Source organism: Kosakonia radicincitans DSM 16656, assembly GCF_000280495.2.
GTDB classification, from domain to species: Bacteria; Pseudomonadota; Gammaproteobacteria; order Enterobacterales; family Enterobacteriaceae; genus Kosakonia; species Kosakonia radicincitans.
This window is the reverse complement of record NZ_CP018016.1, coordinates 1,629,460-1,645,645: the sequence shown is the minus strand read 5'-3', so window position 1 is coordinate 1,645,645 and position 16,186 is coordinate 1,629,460. Positions and strand designations below refer to the sequence as shown.

The following is a 16,186-nucleotide window of genomic DNA, read 5'->3' as shown; positions in this document are numbered from 1 at the left end:
TGCCTGATGGACGAGTAACTTACGTGAAACAAACCGCTATACAATCCGCCAACCTCGAATTCAACGCTGAGGGTACACCTGTTTCCCGAGATTTCGACGACGTCTATTTCTCTAATGATAACGGACTGGAAGAGACGCGTTATGTTTTTCTCGGCGGCAACCAACTGGAACAGCGTTTTCCTGAACACCCGCGCCCGCTGTTTGTGGTTGCGGAGAGCGGGTTTGGCACCGGTCTGAATTTCCTCACGTTGTGGCAGGCATTCGCGGCCTTTCGCGCAGCCAATCCTGACGCTACCCTGGAAAGATTACATTTCATCAGTTTTGAAAAATTTCCTCTCACCCAGGACGATCTGCGCAAAGCCCACGCGCACTGGCCGGAACTGGCACCATGGGCGGAACAGTTACAGGCGCAGTGGCCGCTGCCCTTTGGCGGCTGCCACCGACTGCTGCTCGATGAAGGTCGTGTGACGCTGGATTTATGGTTTGGCGATATCAATCAACTCACCGATACGCTTGATGATTCCTTAAACCAGCGCGTCGACGCCTGGTTCCTGGATGGCTTTGCCCCGGCGAAAAACCCGGATATGTGGACGCCAAACCTGTTTGCCGCGATGGCTCGACTGGCAAGGCCGGGCGGCACGCTGGCAACCTTTACCTCGGCAGGTTTTGTCCGTCGTGGTTTGCAGGAAGCGGGCTTTACCATGCGCAAAAGCAAAGGTTTTGGCCGCAAACGCGAAATGTTGACCGGCGTAATGGAAAACACCGTTGCATCTGCGCCGCGTACGCCGTGGTTTGCCCGCAGCGGCACTGAGGTACGCGATGTGGCGCTGATTGGCGGCGGTGTCGCCTGCGCGCTGTTATCGCTGGCCTTGCTGCGACGCGGCTGGCGGGTGACGCTTTACTGCGCCGACGACGCGCCCGCCGAAGGCGCATCCGGCAACCGCCAGGGGGCGCTTTATCCGCTGCTCAGCGCTCACGATCCGGCGCTGGCCCGCTTCTTCCCCGCGGCGTTTACCTTTGCCCGCCGTCTGTATGATGCGTTACCCGTGACGTTTGACCATCAGTGGTGCGGCGTCACACAACTTGGCTGGGATGAAAAAAGCCAACAAAAAATCGCACAAATGTTGACGCTGGATCTGCCGCCGGAGATTGCCCGTGCGGTTGATGCACAGGAGGTGAAAGCCGAAACCGGCGTGGAAACGGAATGCGGCGGCGTGAATTACCCACTCGGCGGCTGGCTCTGCCCGGCGCAGTTAACGGCCGCCGCGATTAAGCGGGCTTGCGAGCAAGGTCTGCAAGTGCATTATGGACATGATGTTGAACGCCTGAGCCGTGAAGATCAGCGCTGGCAACTTCATTTCCGCCATGGCAACCAGCGGGCGCATGCAGCAGTCGTACTGGCGAACGGGCACCGCATTCACCATTTCCCGCAAACAGAGAAACTGCCCGTCTATCCTGTTGCCGGTCAGGTCAGCCATATTCCGACCAGCAATATGCTCTCTGCGCTTCGCCAGGTGCTGTGCTACGACGGTTATCTGACGCCGCAGAACCCGCATAACCAGCAGCACTGCATCGGCGCCAGCTATCATCGCGGGCAGCAGGAGGCAGGTTACAGCGAGGCGGATCAGCAGCAGAATCGCCAGCGGCTTATCGACTGTTTCCCGTATGCAACCTGGGCAAAAGAGGTGGATGTCAGCGACGGCGACGCGCGCTGCGGCGTACGCTGCGCAACGCGGGATCATCTGCCGATGGTCGGGAATGTCGCCGACTTTGACGCCACGCTGGCAGCTTACGCCCAACTGGCAGAACGGCCGGAAGAAGCGGTCAGTGCGCCGATCTACGAAGGTTTATTTATGCTCGGCGCTCTCGGTTCGCGCGGTTTGTGCAGCGCGCCGCTGGCGGCGGAGATTCTGGCTTCGCAGATGAGTGACGAGCCGATTCCGCTGGATGGCGAAACGCTGGCAGCCCTCAATCCGAATCGTTTGTGGGTCAGGAAGTTATTGAAAGGCAGAGCGGTGAAGTGAAGGTGGAAATATTCGCCGGATGGCGGCGTTGTTTTATCCGGCCTACAAACCTGTAGGCACGGATATTGGCCGGATACACGTCAGCATTACCCGGCACTACGCCCCTTAATGCGACTTCGCCTGCTGGTACAGGTTTTCCCACATCCCCATCACCAGCGCCTGATCGCGCGGCGACAGTTCTCCGGCCTGAATAGCAGTTTCCACGCTACCGGTGACTTTCTGGTACAGATTTTCCGGCGAATAGTTATCCTCGCCTTCCAGTTCAGCCACCGCCAGCGTCAGGTGGCCGCGCAGATAACCGCCCGCAAACAACTCATCATCACTGGCGTGATCCACCATATTATCGATTAACGCCAGAATGCGTGATTCAAACTCCGCGATCATCTCTCTTCCTCTTTTGACAACATGGCTTCAAAGATCTTCCGGCCATGGGAACTGTTCTGCCGCTAAAGGCGGCGTTTGATAATAATCCTGTAATGCCTTGATAAAACGCGCCGGGCGCGGGGGAATACCCTGCTCCAGATAAGCCATCACCTGCGCGTGAACGCGGCGCTGGAACACAATACGATCCGGCTCGACATCGCCTTCCAGATTGTCGCAACTGACATTAAACGGGAAACCCGCCGCCACGCAAAACAACCAGTCAAACGCCTGCGGTTTTACTTCAACATCCTCGAACTGCCCCTGCGTTACCGCATCGCGGCCATCAGGGCAATACCAGTATCCAAAATCCACCTGCTTGCGACGCTCGGCACCGGCGATGCACCAGTGCGAAATCTCATGTAACGCGCTGGCATAAAAACCGTGAGCAAAAACAATGCGGTTATACGGCGCATCCGCATCAGCAGGAAGATAGATCGGTTCGTCGTCGCCTTTAATCAGACGGGTATTAAAATCGTCGGCAAAACAGCCGTCAAAAATATCAATCAATTGTTGGTAGTGATGTGTCATACGTTCACCCCCAGAAAATGGAGGATCTCCTGGCCGTGACTGTCATAAAGAAGTTTTGCACTCATCACCGCCGAGACAATCACAATCATCGGACGAATGAGTTTTTGCCCTTTGCTGAGCACCAGACGCGAGCCCATTCGCGCGCCGAGAAACTGCCCGGCCAGCATGATGAAACCCGTGCCCCACACAACTTTGCCGCCAATAATAAACAGCAGCAGACCGCCGACATTCGAGGTGGCATTCAGCACTTTGGCATGCGCGGTGGATTTCGCCAGGTTGTACCCTGCGAGCGTCACAAAAGCCAGCGCGTAAAAGGAACCGGCGCCGGGGCCGAAGAAACCGTCGTAAAAACCGACACAGCCACCGGAGACCAGCGCAAACGGCAGCCCGTACAAACGACGCTGACGATCCTCCTCACCCAGCTTCGGCATCAACAGGAAGTAGAGACCGATACAGATCACCAGAATCGGCAGGATTTGGCGCAGTACATCCGATTGCACATGCTGCACCAGCAGCGCGCCGGTGGTTGAGCCGATAAAGGTCATCAGGATATTGAGTTTCTGATCGGCAAGATTCACCACTTTGCGACGGATAAAGTACAGCGACGCAGAAATCGAACCGCCACAGGCTTGTAATTTATTCGTTGCCAACGCCTGGGCTGGCGTCATACCTGCCGCCAGTAACGCTGGCACCGTTAACAGCCCGCCGCCGCCCGCCAGCGCGTCAATAAAACCAGCCAGCAACGCGACAAAAAAAAGCACCACCAGCAGTAACGGCGATACCATAAACAGTTGTTGAAAGAGTTCCATCAGAGTGCGTGTTCATCCAGTAAAGCCTGACAAGACCGCGGCAATGGCGGCGGCGTCTTTTTCTCAGGGATTGTGCTGCCAGGTTTCGCTGGTTCAAACCAGCTTTGCAGTTCTGCGCCGCAACCGTCGCCAGGCGGCGGCAGAGGTTGATCCTGGCACTCCAGGCTATCAGCCGGACAGCGCAAACGCACGTGCATATGCGCACGATGCTGGAACCATGGACGCACTTTACGCAGCCAGTCGCGATCGGTTCCGGCATCGAGGCAAAGCTGCTGTTTGATTGCCGGGTTAACGAAAATGCGCGTCACGTCGTTATCTTGTGCCGCCAGCTTGATCATGCTACTGATTTCCGGCTTCCACAGCGCGGGCACGACTTGCTTACCATCGCTTGAGACGAGATCCAGCGCCTGTGGTTTCAGCAACTGCGCGGCGCTCCAGCGCGTTTTCGGTAGTTGCAGGAAGATATCAACATCCAGCCCGGATTGATGGCTGGCATGGCCGCCGTTGAAACGTCCACCTGCGGGCATCCCCATGTCGCCCACCAGCACCGTACCCAGCCCCAGATTGTGCACCTGATTGCTCAGACGCTGAATAAACAGCACCAGATCGGGATGACCGAAGTAGCGCCGCTGGTCAGTGCGCATCACCTGATAGTTGTCCGATTGCAGCGGCAGCGCATGCGCACCAACGATACAACCATTAGCGAACGCGCCAATGGACTGCGGGCTACCGGCGACCGGATGCGTCAGTTTTTGCCACGGTGTCGCCGCCGTCGCGGCGGCGCACACCAGCAGAGTAAACAGCGCAATTGCCGTTCTTTTCATTATTTACCAGCGTGGAATATCAGTAGTGACATCAGCGTTTTGCGCACGCTGACGCAGGAAGTGATCCATCAGCACGATCGCCAGCATCGCTTCGGCGATCGGCACGGCGCGAATACCGACACACGGATCGTGACGGCCTTTGGTTACCATATCCACTTCTTCGCCGAAACGATTAATGGTGCGACCCGGTACGGTAATGCTCGACGTGGGTTTCAGCGCTATATTGGCAATAATTTGCTGCCCGCTGCTGATGCCGCCAAGAATGCCGCCCGCGTGGTTGCTCTGGAAACCCTGCTGCGTGATTTCGTCGCGGTTTTCGCTGCCGCGCAGCTTCACGACTTCAAAGCCATCGCCAATTTCCACGCCTTTCACCGCGTTGATGCTCATCAGCGCGTGCGCGATATCAGCATCAAGACGGTCAAACACCGGCTCGCCAAAACCTGCCGGAACGCCATCGGCCACTACGGTCACTTTCGCCCCGATGGAGTCGCCCTCTTTTTTCAGGCCGCGCATCAGTTCATCCAGCGCCTCGATTTTGTCCGGATCCGGGCAGAAAAACGGGTTCTGTTCAACCTGCGCCCAGTCTTTGATCTCCAGCGGGATCTCGCCCATCTGAGTCAGGCAGCCGCGAATAACAATGCCAAATTTCTGCGCCAGATATTTCTTGGCGATAGCGCCAGCGGCGACGCGCATTGCGGTTTCGCGCGCAGAAGAACGGCCACCACCGCGATAGTCGCGCAGACCGTATTTTTGTTCGTAGGTGTAATCCGCATGGCCCGGGCGGAACAGATCTTTAATCGCGCCATAATCCTGCGAGCGCTGGTCGGTGTTTTCGATCAGCAGACCAATGCTGGTACCAGTGGTGACGCCTTCAAAGACGCCGGACAGAATCTTCACCTGATCCGGTTCGCGGCGTTGGGTGGTATAGCGCGATGTTCCCGGGCGTCGTCTGTCGAGATCGTGTTGTAAATCGGCTTCGGTCAGCGGAATACCCGGAGGTACGCCGTCAACGATGCAACCCAGCGCCAGGCCGTGCGATTCACCAAACGTGGTTACGCGGAAAAGTTGTCCAATTGTGTTACCTGCCATAACGGCTCCGTTGTCGTTGTTGGTGTTGAGCGTCGTTTTAATCTTTATAGATGCTGAAGTGTTCGCGAGCGGCAATCAGCTGCGCTTTGGTCAGCATAAAGACGCCGTCCCCGCCATTATCAAACTCCAGCCAGGTGAACGGAACGTCCGGATATTGTTCCATCAGATGTACCATGCTGTTGCCGACTTCACAAATCAGGATGCCGTGGTCAGCAAGGTAATCCGGGGCGCAGGCCAGAATGCGGCGCGTCAGTTTCAGGCCGTCGCTGCCCGATGCCAGGCCCAGCTCCGGCTCGTGACGGTATTCCGATGGCAGATCGGACATATCTTCTTCATCAACGTACGGCGGGTTGGTGACAATCAGGTCGTACTGCACTTTCGGCAGATCGCGGAACAGGTCGGAACGGATCGGCGTAACGTGGTGAATCAGGCCGTGCTCTTCAATATTGTGCTCAGTTACCGCCAGCGCATCCGCGGAGATATCGACCGCATCCACTTCCGCTTCCGGGAAGGCGTACGCCGTCGCAATAGCGATACAGCCGCTGCCGGTACACATATCCAGAATATGCTGCGGCTGTTGATCAATCAGCCCGGCAAAGCGGTTGTTGATAAGTTCGCCAATCGGGGAACGCGGCACCAGCACGCGCTCATCGACATAAAATTCGTGGCCGCAGAACCACGCTTTGTTGGTCAGGTAAGCGACCGGAATACGCTCGTTAACGCGACGGATCACGCGCTCAACAATGCGGTGACGCTCGCTGGAAGTCAGACGCGCGGTGCGCATATCCTCCGGGATATCGAGCGGCAGATAGAGCGTCGGCAACACCAGTTGCACCGCTTCGTCCCACGGGTTATCCGTGCCGTGACCGTACCAGATATTCGCGGCGCTGAAGCGGCTGACCGCCCAGCGCAGCATGTCCTGAATGGTGTGCAGCTCATTCACTGCTTCATCGACAAAAATTTTATCCATAGTATCCCCCAGGTACATGCTCGCATTAAATTCGGCGGCTAGTTTGCCATGAAGACGGCGATAAATCAGCATCTCACGCGCCTGCCAGAGGGAAAAATGCATTTTGCTTCGCCGGAGCCGCAGTGAGTCGGGTACACTGAAGAAAAGAAAAGATGAGACGCACAAATGAAAAAGAAATCATCGCTTAGCGAGGAGGAACAGGTGTTGTTCCGGCAACTGATGACCGGTACGCGCCAGCTTAAGCAGGATACCGTGGTACATCGCCCGGCGCGGAAAAAAATCAGCGAAGTTCCGGTGAAACGGTTATTACAGGAACAAGCCGACAACAGTCACTACTTTTCCGACGAGTTTCAGCCGCTGCTCAATACCGAAGGTCCGGTCAAATATGTGCGTGAAGATGTCAGCCATTTTGAGCTAAAAAAGATGCGTCGGGGCGACTACTCGCCGGAGTTGTTTCTCGATCTGCACGGTTTAACACAGCAGCAGGCGAAGCAAGAACTGGGCGCGCTGATCGCCGCCTGTCGCCGTGAACATGTGTTCTGCGCCTGCGTGATGCACGGCCACGGTAAACACATTCTGAAGCAACAGACACCGCTGTGGCTGGCGCAGCACCCGCATGTGATGGCGTTTCACCAGGCGCCGAAAGAGTATGGCGGCGACGCAGCAATTCTGGTGCTGATTGAAGTGGAAGAGTGGCAGCCGCCGGAACTGCCCTGATGCCAGAAACGTCAAGAGCCGCATAAAGCGGCTCTGCGTTTTTCAGTGTCCGGCGAATTCAGATGGCTTTTCGCATCTTCAGGTTGCAGGGACTCATTTGCCAGTCAAAAACCCCTTTACCGTCTTCACCCAGCGTAACGCTGGCAATGGCGGAAGTGGTAAACATCGGCGGTGCTTCACCCGGGCAAAGCTCGGACACCAGGTAACCCACCAGCGGCAGGTGAGAGATCACCAGCACAGAGGAGATTCCTTCATTCGCCAGCGCCTGTAAATAGGCACTGACAAGGCCGATATCGCCGCAAGGCGTCAGTTCCGGCAGGACCTCCACGTTGTCAGGCAGGTTCATACACTCCCCTACCTTTTCCAGCGTCTGTTCAGCACGTAAAAAAGGGCTGATCAGAACACGTTCAATATCCACTTTTTGGCCTTTCAACCATGTTGCCATTTGACGGGATTCGTCACAGCCACAAGGGGTTAAGGGACGAACCGAGTCACTGGCTGCATCGAGGGCAGCGTCGCCGTGACGCATGATAAAAACTTGCATATTGCACCGCTTTTGTTAACCAGAATCATCAACACTTTCACTGCGAAATCATTTCGCGACGACGGAAAAGTATCGATGGCCGGGCATTGTGCCTGATCCATTCCATGAATGAAACGCTGTTTTTTACCTCAATGGTGTAAGTATAGTCAATCACTGTTTACAAAATAACCGCGAACGCCATGAGGAATAACAGAATTAAATTTTTAGACCTTAATTCACATCTTCAGTTTCTTTTTCCGACCAAAAAGTTACACCCTGCTCCGCCATACGCAACAGCGGTTCACAAGGCGCAAAACGCGCACCGTATTGCGCCTCCAGCCGCTGCAACCTCGCCACGACGTCGCCCGCTCCTGATGTCGCTATATAGTGGAACGGCCCGCCTAAAAACGGCGGAAAACCGATGCCGAATACGGCGCCAATATCGCCGTCTCGCGCGCTGCGAATAACCTGCTCATCAAAGCAACGCACCGCCTCGTTCAGCATCAGCAGCACACAGCGTTCCGCCATCTGCTCTGCCGATAACCTCCCACCGCCGGAGGCACCAATCAGGGGATAAATCGCCGGATCGGGCTGCTTTTTGCTTTTACGCCCTTTCGCAGGGTAAAGATAGAAACCACGACCATTTTTTCGCCCTTTGCGATCGTCGTTCAGAATTGCGCTCACAATACTTGCAGGGGCGCTAAACCGTTCACCATAAGCGCTTTCCAGCACCGGAATAATTTTTGTACCGGTATCGATGCCCACTTCATCCAGTAACTGGATCGGCCCGACCGGGAAGCCAAATTTCACCAGCGCGCGATCAATATCCTCGATGCACTCGCCTTCACTCAGCAGCCGGATGGCTTCATTAATATAGGGAGCAAGAATGCGGTTCACGTAAAATCCGGCTTTATCCGCGACCACAATCGGCGTTTTGCCCTGTTTTTTCGCCAGCTTTACCGTGGTAGCGATGGTCTGCTCATCCGTTCCGGCGTGTGGGATCACCTCCACCAATGGCATTTTTTCCACCGGACTGAAAAAATGTAATCCGATGATCTTTTCTGGTCGCGCGGCATGCGCTGCAATATCGCCGATCGGTAAAGAAGAGGTATTGGAGGCAAAAATAGTATGAGCGGAACAATGGGCTTCCACTTCAGCCACCATTTTCTGTTTCAACGCCAGATCTTCAAACACCGCCTCAATGACCAAGTCACGCTGAGCAAAGCCGCTAAAATCCAGGGTGCCGGATATTTTCGCCAACTGCTTATCGCGCTCGCCCGCTTTCAGGTAGCGGCGCCGCACTTTTTTATCCAGCTCTTCCCAACTGTATTTCAGCGCGTGGTTGATCCCTTTCGCATTAATATCTTTTATGCGAACCGGCAATCCTGCTTTGCTTGCCGTGACGAAAGCGATCCCGCCGCCCATTAATCCGCCGCCCAGCACACCGATCGTGTTCAACGGGCCAGCCTGCACCTCGCTGCCAGGATCTTTTTTAACGCCGGTACTGGCGAAGAACAGGTGGCGTAACGCCTGTGATTGCGGCGTCATCGCCAGTTGACCAAACGCGCGCGCTTCCGCGTCGTAACCGCTGCTGCGCCCCTGCGTCAACCCGGTTTCAATAACGGATAAAATGCGCGTGGCCGCAGGATAATTCCCCTGGGTTTTTTGTTCGGTTTTCTTACTCACCATACGGAACAGCAACGCGCGGCCAAGCGGCCCGGCCAGAACCCGTTCACGAACCGGCAGATGACGGGCAACCGGCCGCCCCTGTTTGGCCAAATCAACAGCGGCCTCAAGGAGAATTGACTGCGGTACGACATCGTCCACCAGCCCAACTTTTAATGCCTGGCGCGGACGAAGCTGTTTTCCGGTGAGGATCATTTCCAGCGCCGTACTGACGCCAATCAGACGCGGCAATCGCTGTGTCCCGCCGGAACCGGGCAGCAGACCTAACTGAACTTCAGGCAATCCCAGCATTGTTTTCGCGTCGTCAGTACAAATCCGGCGATGGCACGCCAGTGCCAGTTCCAGCCCGCCGCCCAGGCAAGCGCCATGAATTGCGGCAACCACCGGAATCGACAGCGCATGGATCTCCGCCATCACTTGCTGCCCCTGACGAGCCAGATCCTCGGCCTCTTTTGCCGTCTGGCAACGGGCGATCATATTGATATCCGCGCCAGCGATGAAATTGTCTGCCTTGGCCGAGATAAACACCACGCCACGCAGCGCCTTATTGTCGCGGATCTGTTTCAGCATGGCGCGCACTTCACCTGCAAACTCCGCTTTCAGGGTGTTCATTTTTTCATTCGGCACATCAATGGTGACGACCGCGATATTGTCGGGACGCACATTAAAGGTAAATGCGGACATCATTGTCATTATTCAGCCTCCAGAACCATTGCCGCGCCCAGACCGCCCGCGGCACAGGCAGTGACCAGACCAAAACCGCCTCCCCGGCGGTGCAGTTCGTGTAACGTTTGGGTGATCATGCGCGCGCCGGTGGCGGCAAACGGATGACCGTAAGCAATGGAACCGCCCAGCACGTTAAACTTACTGTCATCCACCTCACCTGTTGCCTGCGAGCGCCCAAGTACCTCACGAGCAAAACGCTCGCTGGCCATCAATTTCAGGTTGGTTAAGGTTTGCGCGGCAAAGGCTTCGTGCATATCTAGAAGCGTCAGATCAGCCATCGTCAGCCCGGCTCTTTCCAGTGCCAGCGGCGTTGCCCAGGCTGGGCCAAGCAGCATGTCCTGTTGCACATCAATGGCGGTGAAAGCGTAGCTGCGCAAATAACCCAGCGGTGATAATCCCAGTTCCCGGGCGCGGGATTCGGTCATTAAAATTACAGCCGCAGCTCCGTCGGTCAGCGGCGTACTGTTCGCCGCCGTCACCGTGCCATGCTGACGATCGAAGGCGGGACGCAGCTTCGCGTAATCGGCCAGGCTGGAGTTATGACGAACGTTATTATCCTGTTCAACCGGATCGCGAAACGGCGGCGCATAGGCGGTCATCACTTCATCACGCAGTTTGCCTTCAGCCCAGGCCTGTGCGGCTAGCTGGTGTGAGCGGTGGGCCAGCGCATCCTGCTGTTCACGGCTGATACCGTATGTTTTCGCCATCTGCTCAGCTGTATCGCCCATTCTCAGCCCGGTGGAATACTCCGCGACGGCGGGAGGAACCGGCAACAGGTCGCGCAAGCGCAAGCGGGAGAAAAGCTTCAGTTTTTGCCCCACAGTGCGGGCTTTGTTGGCATCCACCAGCGCACGCGCCAACTTTTTACTGACGCCAATAGGTAAAACAGAGGAGGAATCCGCCCCGCCAGCAATACCGGCGCGAATAGTGCCCGCCAGCAGACTTTCTGCGACGTTGGCCACGGCCTGGAAACTGGTTGCGCAGGCGCGGCTGACGCTGTAAGCATCGGTATGGACGCTCATGCCGGTGCCGAGCACGATTTCGCGCGCAATATTAGGCGCTTCCGGCATCTGCACGACCTGGCCAAACACCAGTTGTTCAATCACTTCGGGGGGAATTTCGCTGCGCGCCAGCATCTCTCCCACCACCATTTTGCCGAGATCGATCGCCGGAATGCCGTGAAAAGCGGTGGCCTGGCGGGCAAACGGGGTACGTAACCCACTGACAATGGCAATGCGGTCGCCCTGGCGGGTGACAAGCGGTAATGCCTTCATAACACTCCCCTGTTAACAGCGTATGCTTAAAGTGGTCTGACCTGATAACAGTCTTAACCAATTTTTTACATATAGCCAATGGGAGCGAGAGAAAAATGCGAGCTAAGGCACAGAGATGCTTAGCAAAACGCCTCCGTGAAAGGAGGCGTTGGCAGGAAGATTAACGCAGGCCAAGCTGGAAAATCAGGGTTTCCGCTTCGCAGGCGAAAACAAAATCGATATCGAGACGCACGCCATCCGCCACTTCGGTGAAGGTGGAGGTAATTTGGCAAGGCTCGGATTCCACGCTGCGGGCTCTTGCACTCAGCGCGGCCAGCGTTTCATCGGCTTCAGCACGATTGGTGAATACACGACTGTAAGAGGCGGTGCAGTCGGAGTTGTCCATAATGGTGCCAACATCCATACAGCAGCAAACCGGGGTTTCATCAGCACTGCATTTGCTCATTGTTGATTCCTCTGAATTAGCACCCTGGGTGCCAGATAAACGATGGACATATTTTACGCCGCCGTTCATGGCGTCTCCAGTTGATAATCTTCCGAAAGTGGATAAGTGACCGAAATCACACTTAAAAATGATCTAAAACAAAAATCGCCCAATTGACTGATTACCACCCCCGGCGATTTTGCCACGCAGATCCCGTTTCGAAGATCACAATTGAAAAAACTTATATACAAACTTGCAACATTCCCTCTGGTCGGACCTATACTTCCGCCACTGGTCTGATTTCTCTGCTGTAACACAGACCCTACACTTCGCGCTCCTGTTACAACACGTAACATAGTTTGAATAAAAATAAATCGATTTCGAATGAGGTTATGGTCATGAGCCAGAAAACCCGTTTTACCAAGTCTGCTCTGGCAGTCGCAGTGGCAATTGTCTCTACCCAGGCCTGGTCCGCAGGCTTTCAACTCAATGAATTTTCGGCTTCTGGTCTTGGCCGTGCTTATTCCGGTGAAGGTGCAATTGCGGATGATGCAGGTAACGTCAGCCGCAACCCTGCATTGATTACCATGTTTGACCGCCCGACGTTCTCCGGCGGCGCGGTGTTTGTTGATCCGGATGTCGATGTCTCCGGCCGTTCCGCGATTGGTAATGATGCGAGCCAGAAAAACATTGCGCCGACAGCGTGGATACCAAACCTGCACTTTGTCGCGCCGATTAACGATCAGTTCGGCTGGGGGGCTTCGCTGACTTCCAACTTTGGGCTGGCAACAGAGTTTAATAATGACTACGCAGCCGGGTCGATGGGCGGTAAAACCGATCTCGAAACACTGAACCTGAACCTTAGCGGCGCGTATCGTCTGGATACCCACTGGAGCTTCGGTCTGGGTTTTGACGCCGTTTATGCTCGCGCGAAGGTTGAGCGTTACGCTGGCGATCTGCCGCAGATCATCGGCGCCAGCCTGCCAGGCATGGTGCAATCTGGCCAGCTTAGCGCCCAGCAGGCTGCCGCTATTGGCGCGCAGGCGGGCGGTATCAGCCGTGATACGCAAATCGCGCATCTGAAAGGCGATGAATGGGGCTTTGGCTGGAACGCCGGTATCCTTTACGAGCTGGATAAAAACAACCGTTACTCCTTAACTTACCGTTCCGAAGTGAAGGTCGACTTCGACGGCGATTATAAGAGCAGCCTGCCGACAACGCTTAATCCGATCAACACAGCACTGGGTCTTGGCTTGCCGTATGGTACTGGCGGCTCGACCACCAATGGCTCGCTGTCGCTCCATCTGCCAGAGATGTGGGAAGTTTCGGGTTATAACCGCGTAGCTCCACAATGGGCCATTCACTACAGTCTGACCTATACCAGCTGGAGCCAGTTCCAGGAGCTGAAAGCGACCGGTGACAGTGGTCAAACGCTGTTCTATAAAGATGAAGGCTTTAAAGATGCCTATCGCATCGCGCTGGGTACCACTTATTATATGGATGATAACTGGACCTTCCGCGCCGGTATCGCCTTTGATGACAGCCCGGTTCCGGCTAACAAACGCACGATCTCCATCCCTGATCAGGACCGTCTGTGGCTGAGCACGGGGGCGACCTATGCCTTTAATAAGGATGCTTCCGTCGATGTTGGCTTCTCTTATATGCATGGTCAGAAAGTGAAGTTCACCGAAGGCCCGTATACGTTCCAGTCTGAAGGCCGCGCGTTCCTCTACGGCGCTAACTTCAACTACGCCTTCTGATAACGCGTCAATAATAAAAAAGGTGAGCCTGGCTCACCTTTTTTATTGGCTGCGACCGGATTTATTCCGAATCGATATCTTTTAAATCGCCCTGAATCGCCTGCGCGTTCGGATTTTCCTGCGGCTTCAGCTTGCCGCCATTGGCGATAAAATCGTGACGCTGGAAATAGGCTTCCCGCACGAGGATATAAGGATCGGAAGACTGGCGCAGCAAGCCGTCGGAATCAAGCAGTTGCGCACGAGATTCGACACCTTCAATGGTCCATTTACCGACAGAAAGCGGCCATGTCAGCCATGAGAGCACCGGATAGAGCGTATCCGCCATATCGCCGCCATCTTCACGCAGTGTGAAACTGCCGTAGAACGGTAACTGCATATACGGACCGTAACCAATGCCATAGTGCCCCAGCGTACTGCCGAAACGGTGCGGATCTTCACGCTGCAATTTGCTGTTCGACATACCGGCGACGTCCATAAAGCCGCCCATCCCCAGCAAGGTGTTCAGGAAAAAACGCGTAAAATGCACCATGCCCTGATAGGGATCGCCCTGCAGGAAGTAGTTCACCATCTGTGCAGGCTCTTCAAGGTTGCTGGTGAAGTTGCTCAGACCATTGCGCGCAGGTTGTGGCACATAATCACGCCATGCTACCGCCACAGGACGAACAACGTACGGATCCAGCACGTTGAAGTTGAAGTTGTACATAGTCCGGTTGAACCCTTCCAGCGGGTCCGAACGTCCCTGCGTCTGCTGAGAACTGGCGCAGCCGACCAGTACAGTGGTTGCCAACGCAAGCGCCGACAGGCGGTGTTTCATAGGTGTCTCCCTGAAGAAAATGACCAGTGCTGAAGGTCATCCATAATAACGCGAACGCGACGCCGGGTTTGCGTCGAAGTTATGCAACGCATTGTATCAGCGCATATTATGATGTCCACGCAGTGAACGAGACTCAAACCAGCATAGCCCACATTATCTATACGGCTCATTAACAATTCTATACAAACTTTGCCTGTGCCGTATCGCCATTGTTGCTTTTCCCGGCACTTTAAGACGATGCCGCCATGGAAAGCCGCGTAAAACCGCTACGCTTTAGACATCAGAGCAGCAGAAGCGAGGTAAGTATGGAGAAAATCGATAAACACAGCGATGAAATCGAGGTTGAGAGCGACGAAAAAAAGCGCGGCGAAAAAATCGAACTTGATGAAGAGCGCCTCCCCTCCCGGGCCATGGCTATTCATGAACATATTCGCCAGGATGGTGAAAAAGAGCTGGAAAGAGACGCCATGGCGCTATTCTGGTCGGCTATCGCCGCCGGGCTGTCGATGGGTTCATCATTGCTGGCAAAAGGGATTTTCCATGTGCAACTGGAGGGCGTTCCGGGCGGTTTTCTGTTGGAGAATCTGGGGTACACCTTCGGTTTCATTATTGTCATCATGGCCCGCCAGCAACTCTTTACCGAAAACACCGTAACGGCCGTGCTGCCGGTGATGCAAAACCCTGGCTGGGGAAATTTTGCCCTGATGGTGCGGTTATGGGGCGTGGTGCTGCTGGGAAATCTGCTCGGTACCGCTATTGCGGCCTGGGCGTTTGAATATATGCCGGTGTTTGACGAAGAGACCCGCGATGCCTTTGTCAAAATCGGCATGGATGTGATGAAGAATACGCCGCTGGAGATGTTTTCTAATGCGATTCTTTCCGGCTGGATCATTGCGACAATGGTGTGGATGTTTCCGTCTGCGGGCTCCGCGAAAATTGTGGTGATCGTGTTGATGACGTGGCTAATTGCGCTGGCAGACACCACGCACATTGTGGTCGGCGCGGTAGAGATTTTTTATCTGGTATTTAACGGTACCGTGCACTGGAGCGAATTTATTTGGCCATTTGCCCTGCCAACGCTCGCCGGAAATATCTGCGGCGGTACCTTTATTTTCGCCCTGCTCAGCCATGCGCAAATCCGTAACGACATGATCAACAAACGCAAGGCTGAAGCAAAAGCCCGGGCAGAAGCACAGGCAAGCGCCGACGAAGGTGCAGAAAAAAAAGCATAAACGGTGACGGTTTAACCACTTGGCGGCAAACACGCTTAACGCAGCAGATAAATGACGTTATACTCCTGCCGCCTTGTCCCCTTAGTTAAATGGATATAACGAGCCCCTCCTAAGGGCTAATTGCAGGTTCGATTCCTGCAGGGGACACCATATATCCCTCTCCTGACGTCTGCCGAATGCAATAAGCATCCTTATATTACCTTCAACTTTAGCTATGCGGCATCAGCCGATATCTACCAGTTTCAACGTGAATCAATAAATGCCCTGTTCAAGGAAAAGTGAGCCCCCTACAATTGCCGCTACCTCCCTCGGTTGAACTACACACGCAACATTCATCTATTGAGAGCAGGTCAACCCTACCCG

General features: G+C 55.0%; 15 protein-coding genes and 1 tRNA gene. 5 read left to right on the top strand and 11 right to left on the bottom strand.

The features are described 5' to 3' along the window. The first annotated feature begins 23 nt into the window (after positions 1–23). Entirely contained in the window at positions 24–2,024 is a 2,001-nt protein-coding gene (gene mnmC, locus Y71_RS08125; protein WP_007371044.1) for a bifunctional tRNA (5-methylaminomethyl-2-thiouridine)(34)-methyltransferase MnmC2/FAD-dependent 5-carboxymethylaminomethyl-2-thiouridine(34) oxidoreductase MnmC1, read from the top strand. A 105-nt stretch (positions 2,025–2,129) separates the two neighbouring features. Here the strand turns inward: mnmC and Y71_RS08120 are convergent, their stop codons facing one another. From Y71_RS08120 to prmB, 6 genes are read right to left on the bottom strand one after another with little or no spacing between them, the layout of a single operon-like run. Beyond that, the gene (locus Y71_RS08120; RefSeq protein WP_007371043.1) at positions 2,130–2,408 is read right to left on the bottom strand and encodes a YfcL family protein; all 279 of its coding nucleotides are present in this window, start codon (positions 2,406–2,408) and stop codon (positions 2,130–2,132) included. A gap of 27 nt (positions 2,409–2,435) precedes the next feature. Next, positions 2,436–2,975, bottom strand: coding sequence for an elongation factor P hydroxylase (locus Y71_RS08115; protein WP_007371042.1), 540 nt, complete (start codon positions 2,973–2,975; stop codon positions 2,436–2,438). After that, a complete protein-coding gene (locus Y71_RS08110; RefSeq protein WP_007371041.1) occupies positions 2,972–3,784 on the bottom strand; it encodes a sulfite exporter TauE/SafE family protein in 813 nt (270 codons plus the stop codon). Before Y71_RS08110 ends, Y71_RS08115 begins: the two co-directional genes overlap by 4 nt. Further along, the gene (mepA, locus tag Y71_RS08105) at positions 3,784–4,608 is read right to left on the bottom strand and encodes a penicillin-insensitive murein endopeptidase (protein ID WP_007371040.1); all 825 of its coding nucleotides are present in this window, start codon (positions 4,606–4,608) and stop codon (positions 3,784–3,786) included. Before mepA ends, Y71_RS08110 begins: the two co-directional genes overlap by 1 nt. A gap of 3 nt (positions 4,609–4,611) precedes the next feature. After that, entirely contained in the window at positions 4,612–5,697 is a 1,086-nt protein-coding gene (gene aroC, locus Y71_RS08100; protein ID WP_007371039.1) for a chorismate synthase, read from the bottom strand. Between the two features lie 37 nt (positions 5,698–5,734). After that, positions 5,735–6,667: a 50S ribosomal protein L3 N(5)-glutamine methyltransferase gene (gene prmB / locus Y71_RS08095; protein ID WP_007371038.1), complete on the bottom strand. Its 933-nt coding sequence runs from the start codon at positions 6,665–6,667 to the stop codon at positions 5,735–5,737. 165 nt (positions 6,668–6,832) lie between these two features. Here prmB and smrB point away from each other — a divergent pair, with 165 nt between their 5' ends. After that, positions 6,833–7,384: an endonuclease SmrB gene (gene smrB, locus Y71_RS08090; RefSeq protein WP_007371037.1), complete on the top strand. Its 552-nt coding sequence runs from the start codon at positions 6,833–6,835 to the stop codon at positions 7,382–7,384. Between the two features lie 58 nt (positions 7,385–7,442). On the opposite strand, the gene sixA is transcribed toward smrB, so the two are convergent. From sixA to Y71_RS08070, 4 genes are all read right to left on the bottom strand, one after another. Next, positions 7,443–7,928 (bottom strand): phosphohistidine phosphatase SixA, encoded by a 486-nt coding sequence (gene sixA, locus Y71_RS08085; protein ID WP_035889074.1) that lies wholly within the window; start codon positions 7,926–7,928, stop codon positions 7,443–7,445. A gap of 210 nt (positions 7,929–8,138) precedes the next feature. Next, a complete protein-coding gene (fadJ, locus tag Y71_RS08080) occupies positions 8,139–10,286 on the bottom strand; it encodes a fatty acid oxidation complex subunit alpha FadJ (RefSeq protein ID WP_007371034.1) in 2,148 nt (715 codons plus the stop codon). Beyond that, positions 10,286–11,593, bottom strand: coding sequence for an acetyl-CoA C-acyltransferase FadI (fadI, locus tag Y71_RS08075; protein ID WP_007371033.1), 1,308 nt, complete (start codon positions 11,591–11,593; stop codon positions 10,286–10,288). Before fadI ends, fadJ begins: the two co-directional genes overlap by 1 nt. Positions 11,594–11,753: 160 nt before the next feature. Beyond that, positions 11,754–12,038, bottom strand: a complete 285-nt coding sequence (locus Y71_RS08070; protein ID WP_007371032.1) for a YfcZ/YiiS family protein — start codon at positions 12,036–12,038, stop codon at positions 11,754–11,756. A 377-nt stretch (positions 12,039–12,415) separates the two neighbouring features. On the opposite strand from Y71_RS08070, the gene fadL reads away from it, so the two are divergent. Continuing rightward, entirely contained in the window at positions 12,416–13,777 is a 1,362-nt protein-coding gene (gene fadL, locus Y71_RS08060) for a long-chain fatty acid transporter FadL (protein WP_007371030.1), read from the top strand. A 61-nt stretch (positions 13,778–13,838) separates the two neighbouring features. Here the strand turns inward: fadL and mlaA are convergent, their stop codons facing one another. Further along, complete coding sequence (mlaA, locus tag Y71_RS08055) at positions 13,839–14,591, bottom strand: phospholipid-binding lipoprotein MlaA (protein ID WP_007371029.1); 753 nt, start codon at positions 14,589–14,591, stop codon at positions 13,839–13,841. A gap of 305 nt (positions 14,592–14,896) precedes the next feature. Here mlaA and Y71_RS08050 point away from each other — a divergent pair, with 305 nt between their 5' ends. Further along, the gene (locus Y71_RS08050) at positions 14,897–15,823 is read left to right on the top strand and encodes a formate/nitrite transporter family protein (RefSeq protein WP_035889067.1); all 927 of its coding nucleotides are present in this window, start codon (positions 14,897–14,899) and stop codon (positions 15,821–15,823) included. 75 nt (positions 15,824–15,898) lie between these two features. Further along, positions 15,899–15,973 (top strand) — tRNA-Arg (locus tag Y71_RS08045). Positions 15,974–16,186: the final 213 nt, after the last annotated feature.

What these genes read in the sequence shown, in the direction of transcription:
- Y71_RS08120 (WP_007371043.1), bottom strand. Translation starts at nt 2,408, where the DNA reads ATGATCGCGGAGTTTGAATCACGCATTCTGGCGTTAATCGATAATATG.
- Y71_RS08115 (WP_007371042.1), bottom strand. Translation starts at nt 2,975, where the DNA reads ATGACACATCACTACCAACAATTGATTGATATTTTTGACGGCTGTTTT.
- Y71_RS08110 (WP_007371041.1), bottom strand. Translation starts at nt 3,784, where the DNA reads ATGGAACTCTTTCAACAACTGTTTATGGTATCGCCGTTACTGCTGGTG.
- mepA (WP_007371040.1), bottom strand. Translation starts at nt 4,608, where the DNA reads ATGAAAAGAACGGCAATTGCGCTGTTTACTCTGCTGGTGTGCGCCGCC.
- aroC (WP_007371039.1), bottom strand. Translation starts at nt 5,697, where the DNA reads ATGGCAGGTAACACAATTGGACAACTTTTCCGCGTAACCACGTTTGGT.
- prmB (WP_007371038.1), bottom strand. Translation starts at nt 6,667, where the DNA reads ATGGATAAAATTTTTGTCGATGAAGCAGTGAATGAGCTGCACACCATT.
- smrB (WP_007371037.1), top strand. Translation starts at nt 6,833, where the DNA reads ATGAAAAAGAAATCATCGCTTAGCGAGGAGGAACAGGTGTTGTTCCGG.
- sixA (WP_035889074.1), bottom strand. Translation starts at nt 7,928, where the DNA reads ATGCAAGTTTTTATCATGCGTCACGGCGACGCTGCCCTCGATGCAGCC.
- fadJ (WP_007371034.1), bottom strand. Translation starts at nt 10,286, where the DNA reads ATGACAATGATGTCCGCATTTACCTTTAATGTGCGTCCCGACAATATC.
- fadI (WP_007371033.1), bottom strand. Translation starts at nt 11,593, where the DNA reads ATGAAGGCATTACCGCTTGTCACCCGCCAGGGCGACCGCATTGCCATT.
- Y71_RS08070 (WP_007371032.1), bottom strand. Translation starts at nt 12,038, where the DNA reads ATGAGCAAATGCAGTGCTGATGAAACCCCGGTTTGCTGCTGTATGGAT.
- fadL (WP_007371030.1), top strand. Translation starts at nt 12,416, where the DNA reads ATGAGCCAGAAAACCCGTTTTACCAAGTCTGCTCTGGCAGTCGCAGTG.
- mlaA (WP_007371029.1), bottom strand. Translation starts at nt 14,591, where the DNA reads ATGAAACACCGCCTGTCGGCGCTTGCGTTGGCAACCACTGTACTGGTC.
- Y71_RS08050 (WP_035889067.1), top strand. Translation starts at nt 14,897, where the DNA reads ATGGAGAAAATCGATAAACACAGCGATGAAATCGAGGTTGAGAGCGAC.